The following is a 19,824-nucleotide window of genomic DNA, read 5'->3' as shown; positions in this document are numbered from 1 at the left end:
ATGAAAATAGGATTCGATAACGAGAAATATCTCAAGATTCAGTCTGAGCATATTAAAGAGCGTATTGCTCAGTTCGACGGAAAGCTCTATATGGAGTTAGGTGGAAAGTTGTTTGACGACCACCATGCATCAAGAGTTCTGCCTGGTTTCAAGCCCGATTCAAAGCTTCGCATGCTGGGCCAGTTGCGCGACAGCATCGAAATCGTGATAGTTGTCAATGCTGAGGACATCGAAAAAAACAAAGTCCGTGCCGACCTCGGCATCACATACGATGAGGACGTACTGCGTCTGCGCGATGAATTTATGAGCCGCAACTTCATGGTGGGCAGTGTCGTTATCACTCACTACAACGGACAGCATGCTGCCGACCAGTTCCGTCATCGTTTGGAGCGCGAGGGCATCAAGTCGTACGTTCACTACCCCATCGACGGCTATCCTCACAACGTGGAGCTGATTGCCAGCGACGAAGGTTTCGGTAAGAACGACTATGTTGAGACTTCACGTCCTCTGGTTATCGTTACTGCTCCTGGCCCTGGTTCAGGTAAGATGGCAACATGCTTGTCGCAGCTTTACAATGAGAACAAGCGTGGCATCCGTGCCGGATACGCTAAATTCGAGACTTTCCCCGTTTGGAATCTGCCCTTGAAGCATCCTGTCAACATCGCCTACGAGGCAGCTACTGCCGATCTTAACGATGTGAACATGATTGACCCATTCCATCTGGAGGCCTACAATAAGACCGCCGTGAACTACAATCGCGATATCGAAATCTTCCCCGTGCTGAATGCACTCTTCGAAGGTATCTATGGCGAGAATCCATACAAGTCGCCAACAGATATGGGTGTTAATATGATCGGCTTCTGCATCAGCGATGATGAGGTTTGCTGTAAGGCTTCAAAGGATGAGATCATCCGTCGATTCTACGATGCTACCAACAAGATGGCTGATGGTGCCGACAACGAGAGCGAGGTCAACAAGATACGTATGCTCTTTAATCAGGCCAAGATTACTACCGCCTTCCGACCTGTTACAACAGCTGCCTACGAGAAGAAACTGGAGACAGGACTTCAGTCTGCAGCTATTGAACTAGAGGATGGTACTATTATCACCGCCAAATCATCACCCCTGCTGGGTTGTAGTGCAGCTCTTCTGCTGAACGCCACCAAGCATCTGGCAGAGATTGACCATGAGGCAAAACTGATTCCACAGAGCCTCATCGAACCAGTTCAGAAAACAAAGATTGAATATCTGGGAGGTAAGAACCCACGCCTGCATACCGACGAGGTTCTGGTAGCACTAAGTGTGCTCTCGAACGACGACGAAAACTGTCGCAAGGCGCTGGAGCAGTTGCCCAAACTGCGTGGCTGCCAGGTACACACCACCGTCATGCTGAGCGAGGTTGATCGCAAGATATTCAAGAAGCTTGGCTGCGGACTGACCTGCGACCCTGTAAAGAAGAAGAAGTAATATATGTCAGAGGTCATCCGACATCGACTTAACGAATCTCCTTTTGCGAGATGGACAGTGCTCATCATCGTAGCTACGGCTATGATGATGGGCTACTTCGTTAATGACGTGATGTCTCCACTCGAGACATTGTTGGAGATGCCTCGCAGTCAAGGCGGACTAGGTTGGACTCCATCCGACTACGGTTTCTTCTCGGGTGCCGGAAGCTTTATCAATGTATTCCTGCTGATGCTTTTCTTCTCGGGATTGATCCTCGACAAGATGGGCATTCGTTTTACCGGTGTTCTGGCCTGCTCACTAATGGTCATTGGCACCATGATAAAATTGGTAGCCATCACCCATGAGTACGACATGATTCATATCCCTCTGTTTGACATCGATATGCCAGGAACTGTTGCAAGAGCCAGCCTAGGTTTCGCTATATTCGGTGTGGGATATGAAATGACCGGCATTACCGTGTCGAAAGCTATGGTACGTTGGTTTACAGGCCACGAGCTTGCTTTGGCTATGGGTATACAGTTGGCTATGGCACGTTTAGGAACAGCAGCCGCTCTTAGTATATCAGCCCCCATCGCACGACATTTCAAGCTTTCTACGCCACTGCTGGTATCGCTGGCATTTCTCATTATCGGATTGCTGGCATTTCTTGTATTCTGTGTGATGGATAAGAGGCTGGATGGTACTAGCAGGACGAGCAATACTAGTACTACAAGCATAACAAGTGAAGCTAGCGAGGAATTCCGTTTGGCGGATATAGGTATCACCCTTCGCAATCCTGGATTCTGGCTCATTACGCTTTTCTGCGTTTTATTCTATTCGGCCGTTTCGCCATTCTTAAAGTTCTCTACCAAACTAATGGTGATGAAATATGGCGTAGACGCAGATATCGCAGGGTTCTTTTCGTCGATAGCTCCATTTGGTACAATACTCATGACGCCATTGTTCGGATTTGTAAACGACCGATATGGTAAGGGTGTAACCCTAGTTATCACAGGCGCATTGATGCTTACTGCTGTTCACTTTGGCTTCTCATTGCCGATGCATAGTAGCACGATAGCCATTGCTCTGATGGTTATTCTAAGCATAGGATACTCTATGGCGCCTGCTGCTCTGTGGCCTTGTGTACCAAAGATTATACCACTAAAGTGCTTGGGAACTGCCTATTCCATGATTTTCTTTATCCAGAACTTCGGTCGAGCCATCATACCAATGTGTGTAGGACGAGCCAATGAGACCGACCCAAGTTACACCACATCGATGCTGATATTCGGCTTCACAGCCTTAGGTGCAGCCCTGACTGCTATCGCCATGCTGATTGTAGACCGACAAAAACACTACGGACTACAACAGCCTAACATCAAAAAGTAAATCTTACTATTAACGGTAGATGATCGCTATAGCCTGGCTGATAGCGCATACCATTATATGTTCTTCGAGGACGGTATCCACCATACTGCGTATCATCTTCCAATAAAAATAATGGAGAATGAATAACAGCTGAATACACCTTATTATATATAATAGGACTTGCCAGAATATGGTCTATACTCTCCCACTCGCCTTTATATTTATAAGTACCTCTAACGCCATAACCTCCTTTGGCATCTTTAGTAATATTCTGCAAATCATGCTGATAATATGGTAGCAAACTATAGCCATCTGCACCATCATTAAAATCGCCAGCTATCAATAGCTTGGGATTCTGGGAAACGGAACAAATCGAATCTATTGATTGGCACACCCTATCAGCCACCACCCGACGGAAAGGACGTGAATATTTCTCACCACCAAACTTACTCGGCTGATGAACCACAAACACATGTAGCGTATCACCCGAAACAGTCTCACCACAAACATAAAGGATATCACGGGTAGCACGCATACCTTTTATTGGTTCTACCCTAATAGGATAACTACGGATAGGTGCAAAAGTGAAAGGTGAATAAAGCAAAGCCACATCGATGCCACGCTGGTCGGGCGATGTCGTCATCAGATACTCATATCCTGCATGACGGAGTAATGACCTTTTTGTCAAGTCGCGCATCACCGAATCATTTTCGACCTCGCAGAGGGCAATCAAATCGGGAATACCATCTTCTGAACATGAAATTAATTCCTGAGCAATATTATTCAGTTTATGCCAATAGCGCTTCTTCGTCCAATGACGCGTGGATTCTGGCAGATACTCCACATCCTGCTTACCCTCGTCATGAAGATAATCAAACAGATTCTCGCAATTGAGTTCAACGAACGTGAAGAACCCTGAGAGTAAAAGACTTAAGAGCATTTACGTTTGATTTTCCAACCTAAAGCGGCAACAACAATACTTGTTAACGGCGAGAGGAAGTTGAAGAAACAATACGGAAGATAAGTAAGCGTAGCCACACCGAGAACAGTACTCTGAGTGAGACCGCAGGTATTCCAAGGAATCAAGACCGAAGTAACTGTAGCACTATCCTCACAAGTTCTACTTAACAAACGCGGTTCGTAACCTCTCTTTATATATTCATCCTTGAACATCGAGCTGGCCAACATGATTGACAGATACTGATCGGCAGTTGCTACGTTGCAGAACAACGATGTACCAACGGTAGATGCCACCAACGAAACCGTACTCTTGGCAAAGCGCAATACCTGTCGCATCAAATCCTGCAACTGACCAGTAGCCGTCAAAGCACCACCAAACGTCTGGGCACAGATGATCAGCCAGATAGTAGGCATCATTCCACCCATACCACTCGTTTGTACCAGGTCGTTCAACATTGGTACACCAGTTTCGATATGTGTACTGCCATAAACTACATGCATCATGCCTTTATACGAAGCTAGCAATCCCCAATCACCTGAACCAGAAATAGCATGAACCAGCGTTGGCTGCACCAACAGTCCGACGATAGCTGCTAACAGAATGGCCAGAAACAGCACCACCATCGAAGGCCAACGACGAGCAATCATCACACCCGTCAGTACAGGCACTATTAATAGCCAAGGCGAGATGACGAATGTATGCTGCAAACCTTTCATAAACTCATGCACATTACCATGACCAGAAACATTCATAGTAAAACCTGCAATCAGAAAAATAGTGAGCGAGATGCAGAATGTGGGCACGGTGGTATAGAGCATATAGCGGATATGAGTAAACAACGGCGTTCCAGACACACTCGAAGCCAGCACAGTAGTATCGCTCAAGGGCGACAACTTATCCCCAAAATAAGCACCAGTGATGATAGAACCAGCAATCCAGCCGTCATCAAAGCCATGGGCCTTACCGATACCCATCAAAGCAACACCGATAGTAGCAACGGTAGTCCACGATGAACCAATCATCAAACTAACTAATGCACACAACACACTACTGCTAACGAGAAATACCTCAGGACGGATAATCTGCATACCATAAAAAATCATCGTTGGTACAATACCCGACACCATCCATGTGCCGCCAATAGCTCCAATCAACAAAAGGATAATGATAGCCGGTGTACAACTGGCTATCTTATCCGTTATCTCTTTTTCCAGATTCTCCCATTCCAGTCGTTTAGTGAAATGACCTACTAAGACACTTACTGATGAAGCCACTAACAACGATACCTGACTAGCACCATCCAAAGTTGCGTTGCCAAAAACGGCAACGCAACATGTGATGAGTACTATTAGTACCAGGAATGGGATGAACTGTATCATTTAGCAAACCTTTTCCAGACGTTTCATCATTGCGAACATGAACAGCGCAGCTACAACACATACTGCAATGAACACGCCCCAAACTACGGTCAAGGGGATATCGCCCCAGAGGTAACCACCAACGCCTACGAGCTTGTTACCGATAGCGGTAGATACGAACCATCCACCCATCATCAAACCCTTCAACTTTGGAGGAGCCACTTTTGAAACAAACGAGATACCCATTGGGCTAAGCAGCAGCTCACCGAATGTCAGGATGAGGTAGGTGCTGATGAGCCAGTAAGGCGAAACAAATGTAGCAGCATCGCCAGCAGCCTTCTGCTCGTTAGGCGTCATCAGCCCCTGCGAAGCCAGCATCATCACGATGAATGCCGAAGCAGCCACCAACATACCATAAGCAATCTTACGTGGAGGTGTTGGTTCCTTACCCTTAGATGCCAGTGAAGCGAAAATAGCCATAGATACTGGAGTAAGAGCGACTACATAGAATGGGTTGAACTGCTGGAAGATAGGAGCAGAGATAGCAACCTCGCCAGTAGCCTGAGTATACTTATAACCCAGAATACCGAGCGCTACAATGATGATAGCAGCAGAAATACCCTTACCCTTTGGTGTCTTGCTCTGGAAGAGTGAGAAACCAGCATAAACGATGAAAATAATCATCACGAGGTTAATCACATCAAATGGCATAGTGTCAGCACCTGTAGCCGACTTAGCAGTAAACTCATCAGCAAAGTAAGTGAGCGACAGACCATTCTGGTGGAAAGCCATCCAGAAGAAGATAACTACAGCGAACACGAGACACAGAGCCACAACGCGCTGGGTTGTCTCCTCCTTGGTCAGCTCCGGCTCATTGCTTGCAGCCTGAGCCTTATCGGCCTTACCCTTGCCACCTTCCACATGACGGAATGTGCTACGGAAGGCGTAGTAGATGGCGATAGAAAGAATCAGTGAAGCACAAGCGATAGCGAAAGCAAAGTGGTAGCTGTCGTTAACGCTAGTTCCCAGATTCTGCTGCGACCACTCCATGATGCGAACAGCTGCTGTAGGAGCAAAAAGAGCACCGATGTTGATAGCCATGTAGAACAGTGAGAAACCGGCATCGCGCTTGTTAGCATACTGAGGATCGTTGTACAGATCGCCCACCATAACCTGCAGATTGCCCTTGAAAAGTCCGGTACCGAAGCCAATCAGAACAAGAGCTGCCAGCATCACAACCAGTGCGAATGTGTCGCCGCCAAGAGGGATTGATAACAGCAGGTAACCTGCAAACATGATCAAGATACCAATGGTAACCATACGACCGAAGCCGAAACGGTCAGCCAGCCATCCACCTACGATAGGCAGGAAGTAAACGAGCATCAGGAAATCGCTGTAGATTTCGCCTGCCCAACCGGCATCCAGACCATAGTTAGCTCTCAAAAACAATGCAAATACGGCGAGCATGGTGTAATAACCGAATCGCTCACCTGTGTTGGCCAAAGCCAACGCAAATAAACCTTTGGGTTGATTTTCGAACATAATTTATTATTTATTTGATTTTAGAATTCTTTGTTCTGATGATATCAAACAGATAGGTACACTTAATAACGATATTACCAAAGTTTGAACGCGAGAAATAATCGCGCTTGGTGTTACCGTATATGTTTCCTAGTCCGTAGTAGTAGCGACCTTCTATCATAAAGTGACCAAAGTGGCGATTGCTGAACTCCAAACCTGCGCCTACCGCAATACCATAGTCGAACTTATTCTCGACTGCCATGGTATCCTGAGCCACAACATGAGACGAGCGTAGATTGGCGTACTGATATGTACTGCTGCTAGGATTAAACTCAGGCTGATGAACATCAAAGTTACTCTCCGACTTGTCATTCACAAAGAATCCGATTTGTGGACCAAGGTGAATAAACGCCTGAAAGCCATTGCGCTCACGTCCCCACCCCAGTCTAGCCAACAGAGGAACCTGTACATAAGTCATTTTGCGCTTATAAGCCAGATTCTGTGTAGGATCAGTATGAAGTGGAACCGGCTGGTCATTTTTGTCCAATATACTTTCGTTCCAACCTATCTGTGCATAATTAAGCTCGGCGGTTACAGCACATATACTACTGAAATACTTCTCACAAGTATAGCGGGCAGTGATACCACCAGTGATACCACCTAACTGAGATTGAGGAACCTTTGTAACAAAAGCCACATTACTCATCACATAACCACCATTTACGCCAATAGCCAAATCATTTCGGTATTCTCCTACCTGGGCAACCGCCGTTGCAATGAAAAAATGAAAAAAAGAAATAACTAAAAACTTGCGCTTCATCATCCTGACATTCCTCATTTTTTAGAACTTAATGGTTTCAACCCGATTGTCGGGAGTATAGTGAACAAATAATTGTGTACGGCATCTCAAGCCACCATTACCGTAACGTTCAAATTGCAATGGAACCTGTACATATTCCGGATGACTCTTCTCACCTAAGAAATTCTTACCTTCGCGATGCAATCCGGTAAGGAAAAAATAAGCATGGTCGAAGCCGGTAATTGCAAATCTTGGCAGACTATTCATCATATCGGTATGAAAATTCCAGCGGAACTTCTGCTGCAGGCGTTTGGTTGATGCCGATAGCGGATTATAATAGAACACCGATGGAATATAAGTATTAAACTTATAATAGTTCTCCAAATGGGCACTTGTGTACATCAGCCAATCAGTATAACCAAACATGTTTATCAGCAAATCAGGATTGGTAACCTTGAGTCCATTAAGTTTCGAGAAAGCAATACCCAGTTCGGGTGAACGACCGGTATTCAGAATGACCACATTGGGCTTAGTACGACTGAAGGCCTTCGAAAAATCACTCTCACCCGACTTCAGATTAGTTATCGAGCACTCCATATTTTCCTGATCCAACTGCCGGCGAAGAGCTGATGTAAAGCTACCCTTCTGACTTGTAGAATCGTTGCAATCAATAATCACTGTGTGATAGTTCTTGAATCCCTTTACAAAGTGTTCGATGGTAGCAGCATCCTGGAAGGTACGACTTTGGTACACTTGATAAATATACTTATTATCGGCCAGTTGTGGTGCATTAATCGAGAACGGAATCAGCAGTTTAATCTTATGTTTCTCAACAAAAGCTGATATAGCATCCATCTGCTTTGAGTAGAGTGGACCGATAATCAAATCACATTTAGCAGCGTTTTCATCACTCAGAATCTTATTGATATCCCCATCTTCGGCAGCATTCCATGCATGTACATCTACTGATATACCTAATTTCTTAATGCTATCGCATGCCATCAGCACGCCTCGATAGTACTCTACCATGCGTTTACCGTCACCGTTTACATTGTGTAGAGGCAGCATCACGCCCAATCTGATGGCACGCTTGCGTACATCATCAACATCTTCTTCATTGGTTGGTTTTGCCACAGGTGCTTCCGTCTGAAGTGTGGGGAATGGAATTCTCAACACAGCCCCTTTCTTCAGTTCATAATCAGGAGCACTCATCTCTGGGTTGGCTTTCATCAACTGTTCGATGGTAATATCGTACATACGAGATATGCCGAAGATGGTCTCCTTCTTCTTTACTTTATGTAATCCGCGTATCTGTTCTGCCTCTTGGGCCAAAGCCACACTTACTGACAACCAGAAAGCGGCAAAGAACAAAAAATATCTTAAAACTCGCGTCATATTTTCAAATTTTAGTCATTTCGCGTACAAAAGTACAAAATAATTGTGAATTGGGGATGAATCTTTATGAAATATTTAGTAACTTTGCACTTTAAATGAATAAAATATGAGATTTTGGCAGATAATACTAACTGTTTTTGCGATGTTGACGTCGATTTCGGTTTCAGCACAGAGTGTCGAGATATCAGCAATATATGTTGACGACAATGGCGTGGAAACCGAGACCAGAAGTGATTTCGGCGGTCAAGCTCCACTCAGTGTATCGTTCCGTGCCAACCCTACAGATATGGAAGGTTTGAATCCAACTTACGAATGGCACTTCAGAATTGAAGGCGAGAGCAAGGACATGATGGTACGCTACGAGGAGAATACCGATTACACCTTTACCAAGGCGGGCAAAACATACATTACTCTTTATGCCAACCTCGGCAATGAAGAGCGCGACTCATCAAGAATCTGCGTAACCATCAGCGAGAGCAAACTCCTGATGCCTAACGCATTCTCGCCAAATGAAGATGGACATAACGACATTTATAAAGCAAAAGAATATCAGAGTATTGTGGAATTCCACGCGTACATATATAATAGATGGGGCCAGAAGCTATACGATTGGACCAATCCTGCCGAGGGATGGGACGGCACCCACAACGGCAAGCCCGTTAAAGAAGGTGTCTACTTTGTAGTGGTAAAGGCCCGCGGTGCCGATGGCATCATTTATAATATCCGTAAAGATGTTAATCTGCTTCGTGGATTTACGCAGAGCGAAAACTGAGATAGTGAGAAAATGAAGAGAGAAGACGATAAAATAAATGTGTACGGAGCCCGCGTACACAATCTTAAGAATATAGATGTAGAGATTCCCCGCAACTCACTAACCGTGATAACGGGATTAAGTGGCAGCGGCAAATCGTCGCTGGCTTTCGACACCATTTTTGCCGAAGGTCAGCGCCGATATATTGAGACGTTTTCGGCTTATGCCCGCAACTTTCTTGGCAGCATGGAGCGACCTGATGTCGACAAGATAACAGGTCTTTCGCCCGTCATCAGTATCGAGCAGAAGACAACCAACAAGAATCCCCGTTCTACAGTAGGAACCACCACCGAGATTTACGACTATATGCGATTGCTCTTTGCCCGCGCTGGTCGTGCCTATAGTTTTGCCACCGGTGAGGAGATGGTGCGTTATACTGAAGAGCGCGTGTTGGATATGATTACCCACGATTATGCTGGGCATAAGATTTACATTCTGGCGCCTGTAGTTCGTAGTCGTAAAGGTCATTATCGCGAACTCTTTGAGAGTATGCGCCGCAAGGGATATCTGCATATCCGTGTTGACGGACAGATGCAGGAGATAGTTCAAGGCATGAAGGTGGATCGATACAAAAACCACGACATCGAAGTAGTGATCGACCGCATGAAAGTGCCCGATACTCCCGATGAGGAACGTCTGAAAAAGTCTATCTCTATTGCCATGAAACAAGGCGATGGACTGATTATGATTCTCGATCAGGATACGAATCAGATTAAGCACTTCTCCAAGCGACTGATGTGCCCCACTACAGGAATCAGCTACTCCGACCCGGCACCTAACAACTTCTCGTTCAATTCGCCTCAAGGTGCATGTCCGCATTGTAAAGGCCTAGGCGTAATCAATCAGATTGACCTCGACAAGGTGATTCCCGACAAGAAACTCACCATCCGCGAAGGCGGCATCGTACCACTTGGCAAATACAAGAATCAGATGATTTTCTGGCAGGTTGAGGCCATTCTTGCAAAATTCGACTGCAACCTCAACACGCCTATCGGCGAAATACCCGACGATGCTATGACCGAATTACTCTATGGATCACTTGAGGATGTGCGTATCGATAAAGATCTGGTACATACATCAAGCGACTATTTCGTTTCGTTCGATGGCATCATCAAGTACCTACGCAACGTGATAGACAACGACGATTCAAGCGCCGGACAGAAGTGGGCCGACCAATTCCTGGCTGAATGCGAGTGCCCGGAGTGTCACGGTCAGCGATTGAATCGCGAGGCATTATCATATACCTTCGGCGGCCGCAACATTGCCGACCTCGCAACAATGGATCTCAGCGATTTGCGTGCGTGGATTGCAGAGATAGAGGAAAAAGGTGAGCAGGGAGAGGCTAGAGACCTATCTGAGAACGAATACAAAATCGCTAAGGAAATTCTGAAGGAAATCAAGACCCGTTTGGATTTCCTGCTTGAGGTAGGACTCGACTATCTCTCGCTCAATCGCCAATCGGCTTCATTGTCGGGGGGTGAGAGTCAACGTATCCGACTCGCTACACAGATTGGTTCACAACTGGTCAACGTACTCTACATTCTTGATGAGCCGTCTATTGGTCTGCATCAACGCGATAACGAACGCCTTATCCGTTCGCTGAAGGAACTACGCGACCTTGGCAATACAGTCATCGTAGTTGAACACGACGAAGACATGATGCGCCATGCCGACTACATCGTAGATATTGGTCCGCGTGCCGGACGTAAGGGCGGCGAAGTAGTGTTTCAAGGTACGCCCGACGATTTATTAAAGACAGATACCCTGACCGCTCAGTACCTGAACGGCATGACGAAAATAGAAATTGGCAAAAGACGACCAGGCTCTGGCCAGAGCCTGATACTTAAAGGCTGTACTGGTAATAACCTCAAGCATATCGATGCCGAGTTCCCACTTGGCAAGTTGATTGTAGTAACCGGTGTGAGCGGCTCAGGAAAATCAACGCTCATCAACGAGACTCTGCAACCCATTCTTTCGCAGCACTTCTACCGCTCGCTCAAGCGCCCCATGCCTTACAAGGCTATTGAGGGGTTGGAATATATAGATAAGGTAGTGAGTGTAGACCAAAGTCCCATCGGCCGAACACCACGCTCTAATCCAGCTACTTATACAGGTGTCTTTTCTGATATCCGATCGCTCTTTGTCAATCTGCCCGAGGCCAAAATCCGTGGTTATAAACCTGGCCGTTTCTCATTTAATGTGAAAGGTGGACGATGCGAGACATGTGGTGGAAACGGTTATAAAACCATCGAAATGAACTTCCTGCCCGACATTCAGGTGCCTTGCGAGGATTGTCATGGCAAGCGTTATAACCGCGAGACGCTCGAGGTACGTTACAAAGGTAAGTCGATAGCCGACGTACTTGATATGACTATCAATCAGGCTGTAGAGTTCTTCGAGAACGTGCCCGAGATTCTGCGTAAAATCAAGAGTATTCAGGATGTTGGTCTGGGCTACATCAAGTTGGGTCAGCCGTCTACCACCCTTTCTGGTGGCGAGAGTCAGCGCATCAAGTTGGCTACTGAGCTATCTAAGCGCGATACAGGTAAAACCATGTATATTCTTGATGAGCCAACAACCGGTCTGCATTTTGAAGACATCCGCATACTGATGCAGGTACTTCAACAACTAGTTGACCGTGGCAATACGGTTATCATCATTGAGCACAATCTTGATGTAATCAAACAAGCCGACTGGATTATCGACATTGGTCCTGAAGGTGGCCGCAATGGTGGTCAGATTTTGGCTACTGGAACGCCCGAGCAAGTAGCAAAAAGTAAGCGGGGCTATACACCCCGCTTTATCAAAGAAGTCCTTAAGAAGTAATTCTTACAACTTAATCAGACCGCCAAAGCCGCCTAACACATCCTTCTTAGCGCGGCTACGTACGGTAATCTTCTGCTGATTCTCGAAAGCATTCTTGATGGCAGGGCCACCGTCCTTTGTAGAGCAGCGAGACATTGTGCCACTAACAACTTCCAGCACTTTTACTTCACCAATCTTGCGGTCGACATTCTCGCCAGCTACCTGAATCTGAGCGAATACTTCGAATATCTGGCCCTTCTCAACGCCCATATCGCTACCAATGCTAACATAGCAGGTCTTCACGCCCTTCTTAGCGTCAACCTCGTCAAGAGCCTTGATAGTAGCCTCTACCTTGAAGTTATTCTGAACGAAACGTTCCATACGCTTCTTGGCATCGTTAGCAGCTGCTGTGATAGCCTCAGTCTCCGAGTCACCTGTACTGCTGTCTGTAAGGGTCTCAGAAATAACGGTGAAGCCAGACTCTGTATTAATCAATGTAAGCGTATAGTTCACGTTACCCTCATAATAATAAGAGGTTTTACCACTAATAGTCATCGACTTTTTAGCGCTGCTGACAGAGTTCAGAATACCCTCTACCATCCAACCGATACCATTCTCGTTCAGATAAACCAACAGGTCGTTCTTCACTGTAGGCAGATCAACCATAGTAGCGGCATCAACAACGTCCAATCTTTTCGTACCTACAAGACCTGATACGATAGATTGCTGTAGCGTATTTGCAACCGCATCGTTTGCACTACTCTTATTAACGAACTTCTCTACAAGCACCATCTGTTTTCCTTCTTGTGCCATAGAGCCTACTACACTCAGCAGCATAGCTGCCATAACAAAAAGCTTTTTCATCTTAGATTAATTTTTTAATTAGATATTTAGTTATTCTGCACTTGTTGTCGTTGAGTTCCTTTTCTTCAGAATCGACTTCACTGCAGGCTTGTGCTTTGCGGGTTCAGCCTGCTGCCCATTCTGGCCGGCAGCAGGAGTCTGAGCAGCTGGCACGAATTTTGGCAGAGTCTCAAATTTCTTAGCGGCATTATTAGCCATCTTCCAGTTGCGCCAATCATTCGAGCCCACAGGGGCCGTTACAGTTGGAGTCTGACTCTTATCGTTCGTTATAATCGAAGTCTCTGCTACATTCTTTGTCACATACTCACTCAGTTCGCCTAGTGTTACTGCACCACCTGTCTTCTGTAGTTTCTCCAGCAGAAAGTAAGTAAACATACCATGTTCTTTCGTGTTGAGAGGATAAGCGGTCTCGTTACCTTGAGCAGCCGAGAACACAACCATTTTTCCTGTTACAGGAGCACTTTTTGCTTTGATGGCTACACCACGGGCGGCCTTCATCATGTCGCCTTCGCGCTTTGATCCGCTGAAGCAGGCATCTAGGAATACAAGCGTCTGCGACGATGGCATGGCCCCCAAGCGCTTATACAGTGCCTCGGTACTCAGACCGCTTGTTGGCTCAGTGCTATAGCCGTCAACAGGCAGCAAATATGCCTTCTTACTATCTTCATCGGGCATACCATGTCCGCTGTAGTAAACAATGGCACGTGCCTCATTCTTCTTGACGTTGATAACCTTTTCCAACCACGCCAAATTATAGTTCATGTCGTTAAGCGATGCATCAGGTACATATTTAATATTCTGCTCGGGCACACCCAGTGTTTTCATCAGATAGCGCTTAAAAATAGCACCATCGTTCAGAGCGAATGGCACACCAGCCTCATGCTTGTAATGCTCGTTCGAAATGATGACCGCGAAGGTGTTAGGGTCTTGTTCTTCGTTTACTGCCACATACGTATCCACATCTCTCTGAGCCCATCCCATCTGAGTCATCGTGGCAAAAACTAAGGTTATAATAAACAGTCGTTTCATAACATTTATTATTTATAGGGTTATTCTATCGCTGCAAATATACGAACTATTTCTAGAATAAACAAATAAAAACAAGAAAAATTTAGTTATCTGTGTTTTTTACACACTTTCACCGCCTACTTTTTGTAAGCAAAACACACTTTTTGCTTTCATTTTATAAAAAAGTTGGCAAAAAGTTTGGCAGATTGAAATAATATATATACTTTTGCAGCCGAAGAAAAAAAAGTAGAAATATGATGTGTATACAGAACAACTTTTGGTGGTGGCGCTCTCGAGATTAAACAGTCGCGAGGCTCATAGCCGTGTATACATATAAGATATATAGAAGGCTCGTCGCGACTGCGGCGAGTCTTTTTTAGTTAAGAGTTAAGAATTAAGAATTAAGATATATGGAAAATTATTTTGCTGACGAGAGAGGTTTTTACGGAGAGTTCGGCGGTGCTTACGTACCCGAGATACTCTACAAGTGTGTTCACGATCTGCAGGATGCTTATCTTCCTATCATCGAGAGTCCTGAGTTCAAGCAGGAGTATCATGCGCTGCTCAAGGACTATGTAGGTCGCCCATCGCCTCTCTACTTTGCTGAGAGAATGAGTGAGAAGTACGGTTGCCAACTCTACCTGAAGCGCGAAGACCTGAACCACACCGGTGCTCACAAAATCAACAACACCATCGGTCAGATTCTGCTGGCTAAGCGTATGGGCAAGACCCGCATCATCGCTGAGACCGGAGCCGGACAGCATGGTGTGGCCACAGCCACCGTATGCGCACTGATGAACATGAAGTGCGAGGTGTTTATGGGTGCTACCGATGTAGAGCGCCAGCACACCAACGTAGAGCGTATGAAGATGCTGGGGGCCGAAGTTCATCCCGTTCGCACGGGTAACATGACGCTTTCAGACGCCTGCTCAGAGGCTATCCGCGACTGGTGCTGTCATCCTGCCGACACCTTCTATATCGTAGGTTCAACCATGGGTCCGCACCCCTACCCTGACCTTGTGGCTCGCATGCAGAGCGTCATCAGCGAAGAAATCAAATGGCAACTCCAGGAGAAGATTGGTCGCGACTATCCCGACTATCTCATCGCTTGCATCGGCGGTGGATCTAACGCTGCTGGCACCATCTACCACTATGTGAACGACGAGCGCGTAAACATCGTACTCTCAGAGGCAGGCGGTCATGGTTGGCAGACCGATTACACCGCTGCTACTATCCATAAGGGAACCACCGGCATTCTGCACGGCGCCAAGATGTTGGTGATGCAGGATGAGGACGGACAAATTCAGGAGGCCTTCACCATCTCAGCCGGATTGGATTACCCAGGCGTTGGTCCTATGCATTGCAACATGGCCAAGAAAGGTCGCACCAAGGTACTTTCTATTAACGACGACGAAGCTATCTATGCCGGCTACGAGCTCACTCGCATGGAGGGTATCATCCCCGCCATCGAGAGTGCCCACGCCATCGCAGCCCTCAGCAAGCTCACATTCAAGAAAGACGATGTGGTAGTGCTCACCGTCTCAGGCCGCGGCGACAAGGACGTAGAGACATACCTTAAAAATAAGGCAATGGCAAAAGAATACGGTAATTTTTAATGATTTTACCTACGGCTATATTAAATAATAATATTATGAATACTTTCAAATATACGACGACTTCGAAGACCATCCTGGCGGATTTATATACCCCAGTGGGCGTGTATATGCGTCTGCGCGACCTCTATCCACAGAGCGCTCTGATGGAGAGTTCAGACTACCACGAGAAGGATAACTCTCGTTCGTTCATCGGCATTGAGCCTATGGCTAGCGTAGCTATCGGTCACGGAATGACTACTGTTACATATCCCGATGGCAGCACTTTCCAACACGAGGTTAATAAGGAGTATCGCTCTGATAAGGCTATCCACCAGCTGATAGACCACATCGAGGTAACTGGCGACGATGCCAAGACTTGCGGTCTCTTCGGCTACACCTCGTTCAATGCTGTACGCTATTTCGAGGACATCCCCGTAAAAGATGAGACTCAGGCCAAGAACGATGCGCCCGACCTGCTGTACATATTATATAAGGTAGTGATTGTGTTCGACCACTTTAATAACACGCTGAAGCTCATCAGTCTTGATGGCGAACAGAAGATAGACGACGTGATGCGAGCTATGAACAAGGCCAACGTGAAGGCTTACGATTTCCATCCCGTGGGCGATGTACGCTCTACGTTGACCGATGAGGAGCACAAGGCCAACATCCGATTAGGCATTAAGCACTGTCTGCGTGGAGATGTATTCCAGATTGTGCTGTCGCGCCGTTTCATCCAGAGCTACGAGGGCGACGACTTTAAGCTCTACCGTGCCCTGCGCAGCATCAACCCTTCACCATATCTGTTCTACTTCGACTTCGGTGGTTTCCGCATCTTCGGTTCAAGTCCCGAGACACACTGCCGCATAGAGGGTCGCAAGGCTTACATCGACCCGATTGCCGGTACCACCAAGCGTACAGGCGATGCCGAGGCCGACCGCAAAGGTGCCGAATACCTGCGCAACGATCCTAAGGAGAATGCCGAGCATGTGATGCTGGTAGACCTAGCCCGCAACGACCTCAGCCGTAACTGTCATGGCGTGAAGGTAGACTTCTACAAGGACCTGCAGTATTACTCGCACGTGATCCACCTCGTTTCTCGCGTGAGTGGCGAGCTCGACGAAGGTGCCGATCCTATCAAGGCATTTATCGATACCTTCCCCGCCGGAACACTCTCAGGTGCGCCCAAGGTTCGCGCCATGCAGCTCATCTCGGAGTACGAGCCACACAACCGCGGTGCTTACGGTGGTTGCATCGGCTACATCGGTCTCGATGGCTCGCTGAATCAGGCCATCACCATCCGCACTTTTGTCTCGCGTAACGGCGAACTGTGGTTCCAGGCTGGCGGCGGCATCGTGGCCAAGAGCGATGAAGAGTACGAACTGCAGGAGGTAAACAACAAGCTCGGTGCCCTGCGCCGCGCTATCCTTATGGCAGAGAAGATGTGATATTAAAACCTACGGATTTTACGGATTAACAATTATGAAAATCGTTATCATAGATAATTACGACTCGTTTACATACAACCTGAGTCATTTGGTCAAGGAGCTTGGTGCCGAGGTCACCGTGCTGCGCAACGACCAGTTCCAACTTGAAGAACTCGAGCAGTTCAACAAGATTATCCTTTCTCCCGGTCCTGGCATCCCCAGCGAAGCTGGACTCTTACTCGATGTCATCCGCACCTATGCCGGCAAGAAGCCCATCTTGGGTGTTTGTCTGGGGCATCAGGCCATTGGCGAGGCTTTTGGCGGCCAGCTCGAGAACCTGAGCACCGTGTTCCATGGCGTGGCTACTCCTTGTCACATCATCGCCGATGACCCCATCTTCAGCGGCATCAATCGCGACATCACCATCGGCCGCTACCACTCGTGGGTGGTTTCGCGCCAAGGACTGCCCGACTGTCTGGAAGTGACTGCCGAGAGTGACGAGGGGCAGATCATGGCCCTGCGCCACAAGACGATGAACATTCGTGGCATACAGTTCCACCCCGAGAGTGTGCTCACCCCCGATGGTAAGAAAATGCTGCAAAACTGGATGTTTCTTTGATTGAACATTGAACATTGAACATTGAACATTAAAAAAGATATGGCACAGACAATGAAAGACATCCTGAACAGGATGCTGAACCACGAGGAACTGTCTCGTGAAGAAATGAAGAATATTCTGATTGGTATCACACAGAGTGAGTATCCCACCGAGCAGATTACAGCGCTGCTCACAGCCCTGCAGATGCGTGGCGTTACCGTCGACGAACTGCTTGGCTTCCGCGATGGTATCCTGGAGACAGGCGTTCCCGCCATTCTCAATGCCGACCGCTACATCGACGTGGTTGGTACCGGTGGCGACCGCAAGAACACCTTTAATATCTCTACCACCTCTTGTTTCGTCATTGCAGGTGCTGGCTACAAGGTGGCTAAGCACGGCAACTACGCAGCTACCTCTGTTTCAGGTGCGTCGAACGTTATTGCACACCACGGCATCAAGTTTACCGACGATATCGACAAGCTGAACCGCTCGCTCAACGAGGCAGGCATCGTTTATCTGCACGCCCAGCTCTTTGCCAAGGCCATGAAGTTTGTTGGTCCCATCCGCAAGGCGCTGCAGTTCCCCACCATCTTCAACCTGCTTGGCCCGCTGGTTAATCCTAGCCAACCTAGCTGTCAACTCTTAGGAGTTGCCAACCTCGACCAGATGCGTCTGTACAACCAGGTTTACCAGAAGATTGGTATCGACTACGGTATCGTGAACTCTATCGATGGTTACGATGAGATCTCGCTCACCGGCGACTTCAAGGTTACCACCAAGCAGTACGAGCGTATCTTCAAACCACAGGATCTGGGCTTCGAGATTGCCAAGCCCGAGGAACTCGTTGGTGGTGCTACCGAGGAGGAGGCAGCAGCCATCTTCGACAGCGTACTCGAAAACCGCGCCCTGCCCGCTCAGAAGAATATCGTGCTGGCCAACGCTGCCTTTGGTATTCAGGTGCTCGAGAAGGGCGAAAAGAGTATCGAGGAGTGCATTGCCATTGCCCGCGAGAGCATCGACTCTGGCGCCGCCCTCCACACCTTCAAGAAATTTGTAGAACTGAACAGTTAATATGGCAGACATTTTACAGGAGATAGTAGCCCACAAGCGTGTTGAGGTAGAGCGTTTTAAGCAGGAGCTGAGCGAGACGGAGATACATCGCCGCGTGGAGGCCATCCTCGACTTTGGCGTAGCCTCGATGAAAGAGGCGCTCACCGCTTCCGACTCAGGTATCATCGCCGAGTTTAAGCGCCGCTCGCCCTCCAAGGGCTGGATCAAGGAAGAGGGGCGAGCCGACGTTATTCCCCTGAGCTACCAGAAGAACGGGGCTTCGGCACTGAGCATACTGGCCGACGAGAAGTACTTTGGTGGCTGCGATGAGTTTATCAGCATCGCCCGCCGCAGCGGTGTCAAGATTCCCGTACTTTACAAGAACTTCGTTATCGACGAGTACCAGCTATTCCAAGCCCGCTTGTGTGGTGCCAGCGCCGTGCTGCTGATAGCCGCCGACCTCACGCTGGTCGAGTGCCGCCAGCTGCTGCGCACAGCCCATGAGCTTGGCATGGAGGTTCTGCTAGAGATGCACGCTGAGAGCGAACTGGACTACGCCGCCCTCGAGCCCGACATGTGCGGCATCAACAACCGCAACCTCGGCTCGTTCGTTACTGATGTACAAAACTCTTTCCGCCTAGCCGAGTTGCTGCCCCGCGATGCAGTCAAGGTCAGCGAGAGCGGCATCAGCAATCCCGACACCGTTCGCGCCCTGCGTGCCGCCGGCTTCCGTGGTTTTCTCATCGGCGAGAACTTCATGAAGGCCCCCGACCCAGGTAAAGCGCTTGCCGATTTTATCGGCAAAATTGATAATTGAC

General features: G+C 47.7%; 16 protein-coding genes. 9 read left to right on the top strand and 7 right to left on the bottom strand.

The annotated features are described in order from the left end of the window. On the top strand, positions 1-1,467 hold the full coding sequence (locus tag BUB86_RS16990) for a DUF1846 domain-containing protein (protein ID WP_081373099.1): 1,467 nt from the start codon (positions 1-3) through the stop codon (positions 1,465-1,467). A 3-nt stretch (positions 1,468-1,470) separates the two neighbouring features. Further along, entirely contained in the window at positions 1,471-2,835 is a 1,365-nt protein-coding gene (locus tag BUB86_RS16985; protein WP_081373098.1) for an MFS transporter, read from the top strand. Here BUB86_RS16985 and BUB86_RS04660 read toward each other — a convergent pair. The 5 genes from BUB86_RS04660 to BUB86_RS04640 are packed head-to-tail and all read right to left on the bottom strand — an operon-like array spanning position 2,825 to position 8,848. Next, positions 2,825-3,754: an endonuclease/exonuclease/phosphatase family protein gene (locus BUB86_RS04660; protein WP_073206226.1), complete on the bottom strand. Its 930-nt coding sequence runs from the start codon at positions 3,752-3,754 to the stop codon at positions 2,825-2,827. The genes BUB86_RS16985 and BUB86_RS04660 overlap by 11 nt on opposite strands. After that, positions 3,745-5,154 (bottom strand): Na+/H+ antiporter NhaC, encoded by a 1,410-nt coding sequence (nhaC, locus tag BUB86_RS04655; protein ID WP_073206224.1) that lies wholly within the window; start codon positions 5,152-5,154, stop codon positions 3,745-3,747. Before nhaC ends, BUB86_RS04660 begins: the two co-directional genes overlap by 10 nt. Next, positions 5,155-6,675 carry a peptide MFS transporter gene (locus BUB86_RS04650; protein ID WP_073206221.1) on the bottom strand — a complete coding sequence of 507 codons (1,521 nt, stop codon included), beginning with the start codon at positions 6,673-6,675 and terminating at the stop codon, positions 5,155-5,157. A gap of 10 nt (positions 6,676-6,685) precedes the next feature. Beyond that, complete coding sequence (locus BUB86_RS04645) at positions 6,686-7,477, bottom strand: porin family protein (RefSeq protein ID WP_081373097.1); 792 nt, start codon at positions 7,475-7,477, stop codon at positions 6,686-6,688. Between the two features lie 18 nt (positions 7,478-7,495). After that, positions 7,496-8,848, bottom strand: a complete 1,353-nt coding sequence (locus BUB86_RS04640; RefSeq protein ID WP_073206219.1) for a LysM peptidoglycan-binding domain-containing protein — start codon at positions 8,846-8,848, stop codon at positions 7,496-7,498. 106 nt (positions 8,849-8,954) lie between these two features. On the opposite strand from BUB86_RS04640, the gene BUB86_RS04635 reads away from it, so the two are divergent. Further along, positions 8,955-9,620, top strand: coding sequence for a gliding motility-associated C-terminal domain-containing protein (locus tag BUB86_RS04635; protein WP_073206216.1), 666 nt, complete (start codon positions 8,955-8,957; stop codon positions 9,618-9,620). Positions 9,621-9,632: 12 nt separating this feature from the next. Next, positions 9,633-12,485, top strand: coding sequence for an excinuclease ABC subunit UvrA (uvrA, locus tag BUB86_RS04630; protein ID WP_073206214.1), 2,853 nt, complete (start codon positions 9,633-9,635; stop codon positions 12,483-12,485). Positions 12,486-12,488: 3 nt separating this feature from the next. Here the strand turns inward: uvrA and BUB86_RS04625 are convergent, their stop codons facing one another. Together BUB86_RS04625 and BUB86_RS04620 are read right to left on the bottom strand one after the other, a co-directional pair. Next, the gene (locus tag BUB86_RS04625; protein WP_073206212.1) at positions 12,489-13,328 is read right to left on the bottom strand and encodes a hypothetical protein; all 840 of its coding nucleotides are present in this window, start codon (positions 13,326-13,328) and stop codon (positions 12,489-12,491) included. Positions 13,329-13,358: 30 nt separating this feature from the next. Further along, positions 13,359-14,357: a caspase domain-containing protein gene (locus BUB86_RS04620; RefSeq protein ID WP_073206210.1), complete on the bottom strand. Its 999-nt coding sequence runs from the start codon at positions 14,355-14,357 to the stop codon at positions 13,359-13,361. A 389-nt stretch (positions 14,358-14,746) separates the two neighbouring features. Between BUB86_RS04620 and trpB the strand changes: the two genes are divergently transcribed. Genes trpB through trpC form a run of 5 tightly spaced genes read left to right on the top strand, consistent with a single transcriptional unit; the run spans position 14,747 to position 19,823 of the window. Beyond that, the gene (gene trpB, locus BUB86_RS04615; protein WP_073206207.1) at positions 14,747-15,952 is read left to right on the top strand and encodes a tryptophan synthase subunit beta; all 1,206 of its coding nucleotides are present in this window, start codon (positions 14,747-14,749) and stop codon (positions 15,950-15,952) included. 35 nt (positions 15,953-15,987) lie between these two features. Then, the gene (locus BUB86_RS04610; protein ID WP_073206205.1) at positions 15,988-17,379 is read left to right on the top strand and encodes an anthranilate synthase component I family protein; all 1,392 of its coding nucleotides are present in this window, start codon (positions 15,988-15,990) and stop codon (positions 17,377-17,379) included. Positions 17,380-17,413: 34 nt separating this feature from the next. Then, positions 17,414-17,977, top strand: coding sequence for an anthranilate synthase component II (locus BUB86_RS04605; RefSeq protein WP_073206202.1), 564 nt, complete (start codon positions 17,414-17,416; stop codon positions 17,975-17,977). A 51-nt stretch (positions 17,978-18,028) separates the two neighbouring features. Then, positions 18,029-19,027 (top strand): anthranilate phosphoribosyltransferase, encoded by a 999-nt coding sequence (gene trpD, locus BUB86_RS04600; RefSeq protein ID WP_073206374.1) that lies wholly within the window; start codon positions 18,029-18,031, stop codon positions 19,025-19,027. 1 nt (position 19,028) lies between these two features. After that, the gene (gene trpC / locus BUB86_RS04595; protein WP_073206201.1) at positions 19,029-19,823 is read left to right on the top strand and encodes an indole-3-glycerol phosphate synthase TrpC; all 795 of its coding nucleotides are present in this window, start codon (positions 19,029-19,031) and stop codon (positions 19,821-19,823) included. Position 19,824 lies beyond the last annotated feature (1 nt).

This window comes from Xylanibacter ruminicola (genome assembly GCF_900142525.1).
Taxonomy (GTDB): domain Bacteria; phylum Bacteroidota; class Bacteroidia; order Bacteroidales; family Bacteroidaceae; genus Prevotella; species Prevotella ruminicola_A.
This window is presented reverse-complemented; position numbering and strand designations above follow the sequence as displayed.